We start from the raw sequence: 2,376 nt of genomic DNA on the forward strand, positions 1-2,376 counted from the left end.
TGCAAAGTAGTCTAATCATTAATACTCATTGGAACCAAACTGTCTTTGCCCACCTTACAAGCTGCTTGGGAGAGGGGGATTAAACTTGAGGTCTGCGAATTCTCGTATGCATTTCATCTGCAACTACTAAACAACCTTGTAAACTTTCCAACGGTTGTTCGTTCAAAACTCGAGAAAGTAAATTCAGTACAGCTTGACGACTACGACGGCTTGGACGCAATAGTAAAATTCCTGGGTGTGTACCAGGAGGAAAACGGCGAACGTCAGAAAAGTCTAAATCAAGAGTAATGAAAAAACGCCCTTCATTACAAACCCGTTGCCAAACAATTTCATCATCTGCACCGGATAATCCTTGATCAGTTACGCGATGAAGCGTTCGCAAAGCGTGGCCAAAGGCCTCAGCTTCCGCTAAAAGCGAACGCATTGATAACCTGCGTCTCTCAAGAACTGGGCATGGGTATTGCTGAGATTCTCATCTAATTTGACTAGCATTATTGTGATCGCAGGGGGATAAGTTCTTCTTCTGAGGTTAAAGCAGCAGCATATGCAATCGCATTTCTAATGTTGTCCAGAGTTAGTGGTGGGTATTCAGCCACAATTTCTTCTGGTGTCAAGCCTTCGGCTAGGTTATCTAGGATTATTGATACCATAATTCGAGTGCCTTTAATACAAGCTTTACCGTGACAGACGTTTAGGTTAGTGGAAATATCTTCTTGCCAATTAGTCATGTTTTAGTGGTTGCAACAATCGTTTCAGTACTGATATCTCTAAAAATGCAGGTTGGGTTTAAGGATAGTGAAACCCAAGCAATGCTAGTGCCAATGTTGGGTAAAGTGCCTCAACCGCTCCCTACCCACTTTGCACCATTTTAGCTAAAGTAGGGTGGGCAAAGTAATTTAATCATTAATACTGATTGGAACCAAACTGTCTTTGCCCACCCTACAATCTCCTTGGTGGTTAAAGTAGGGTGGGCAAAGTAATCTAATCATTAATACTGATTGGAACCAAACTGTCTTTGCCCACCCTACAATCTAATCCTCTTTAATCGCACAAGTTGCTCGCAGAAAATCGAGCGCCTGGTTCGAGTTGACAACAGCGACTAATTCCACATTACCTTCCTCATTAATAATCCAAGCATTAGCTTCCAGTATCGGTGCTTTGGTATTAGTGTGTGCTTTACGATCTTCAGCTTCGGGTATGGCGCGCACTATGGATAGATCCGATATATCCCGCACATCCGATAAAATTTGGCCACCCCGTACCATGGCACTGGGATCTTGGGGTATGCCACCCCGTCCGGTAATATAAAAACTACTGGTGGCAGTCCAACGGCAACCTTCAGCGATTTGTTGAGTGCGATCGCTAGTATCTGTGGGTAGTTGAATTAAGCCGTTAGCCGGATCGGAGTCAGGATTGTTAATGGTGATCAGGCCATCTACTCCAAACTGAGAACTAGCGGGGAAACACAAATAAGCCTTGGGTAGTAATGGCAATATCTCCACCATTGCCTCGATTAGAATTGGCGTTGATCAAGCTACTTTCAATGAGACCTACCAAGGCTAAAGTATTCCCTGGTTGAACCTGTAATTGGGATCCAAGATTACTGCGATCAAAAGGAGTAAAAATACTGCCATTGAGGGTTTGTCCTGGACCAACTACTGTAATATTTCCCGGATTTGTTCCCATCTGTAAACCAGGAGTATAATCGTTAATAACGGCGCTTGGTTTGGTTCAGTGGCACTAAATTCAATCCCATCTCCAAATACTACACTCTCGGCAGTAGTGGCAAAAAATGAACCTCCTATATTCAACGAAGCATTTTCCCCAAAGATAATTCCGGCTGGATTAATCAGGAATAAATTAGCGTTACCATTGGCGCGAATCAAGCCGTCAATATTAGAAATATTCCCTCCGGTGACACGGCTAAAGATATTGACAATATCCCCAGCATTGTTAAAAAAGGCTGACCCGTTGCTGGGTACAGAAAATTCCGAGAAGCTATGAAATAGATGATCCCAAGTGCGTACCCCTTTTTCAATCAAGAAATTCACCCCATCATCACTAGTCACGGTGGTAGATAAGGTGCCATCACTGCTGATTTGGGCGGTAGCAATGTTGGGGATGAGGAGACTAGAGACTAAAAGATGGCCGAGTAAATAGCATCGCTGAATGGTTTGGTTCATCAACTTGACCCTGGTGGTTGACGTAACTTTGGTTTGAGTGGGATATAGTTATTTTTCCCATCAGCGATGGTCAAAGTTACAAATCAAACTCACTACAGGGAGTCAGCTGTCAGCTAAAGTAGGGTGGGCAAAGTAGTCTAATCATTAATCATTATTGGAACCAAACTGTTTTTGCCCACCCTACAATCTAATC

Annotated in this window: 5 protein-coding genes; all 5 read right to left on the reverse strand. The window is 43.3% G+C overall.

The window, feature by feature from the left end; translation table 11 throughout:
• Positions 1-79 precede the first annotated feature (79 nt).
• The 5 genes from F6J94_RS32995 to F6J94_RS33015 all read right to left on the reverse strand — a co-directional run bounded on the left by F6J94_RS32995 (position 80) and on the right by F6J94_RS33015 (position 2,183).
• Entirely contained in the window at positions 80-424 is a 345-nt protein-coding gene (locus F6J94_RS32995; RefSeq protein ID WP_293019884.1) for a DUF5615 family PIN-like protein, read from the reverse strand.
• A 67-nt stretch (positions 425-491) separates the two neighbouring features.
• Positions 492-728 carry a DUF433 domain-containing protein gene (locus tag F6J94_RS33000; protein ID WP_293019885.1) on the reverse strand — a complete coding sequence of 79 codons (237 nt, stop codon included), beginning with the start codon at positions 726-728 and terminating at the stop codon, positions 492-494.
• Between the two features lie 303 nt (positions 729-1,031).
• Positions 1,032-1,505 (reverse strand): S-layer family protein, encoded by a 474-nt coding sequence (locus F6J94_RS33005; protein WP_293047961.1) that lies wholly within the window; start codon positions 1,503-1,505, stop codon positions 1,032-1,034.
• The gene (locus F6J94_RS33010) at positions 1,453-1,686 is read right to left on the reverse strand and encodes a hypothetical protein (protein WP_293047964.1); all 234 of its coding nucleotides are present in this window, start codon (positions 1,684-1,686) and stop codon (positions 1,453-1,455) included. Before F6J94_RS33010 ends, F6J94_RS33005 begins: the two co-directional genes overlap by 53 nt.
• Positions 1,656-2,183, reverse strand: a complete 528-nt coding sequence (locus F6J94_RS33015) for a filamentous hemagglutinin N-terminal domain-containing protein (RefSeq protein ID WP_293047966.1) — start codon at positions 2,181-2,183, stop codon at positions 1,656-1,658. Before F6J94_RS33015 ends, F6J94_RS33010 begins: the two co-directional genes overlap by 31 nt.
• Positions 2,184-2,376 lie beyond the last annotated feature (193 nt).

It is taken from the genome of Moorena sp. SIO1F2, assembly GCF_010672755.1.
GTDB lineage: Bacteria > Cyanobacteriota > Cyanobacteriia > Cyanobacteriales > Coleofasciculaceae > Moorena.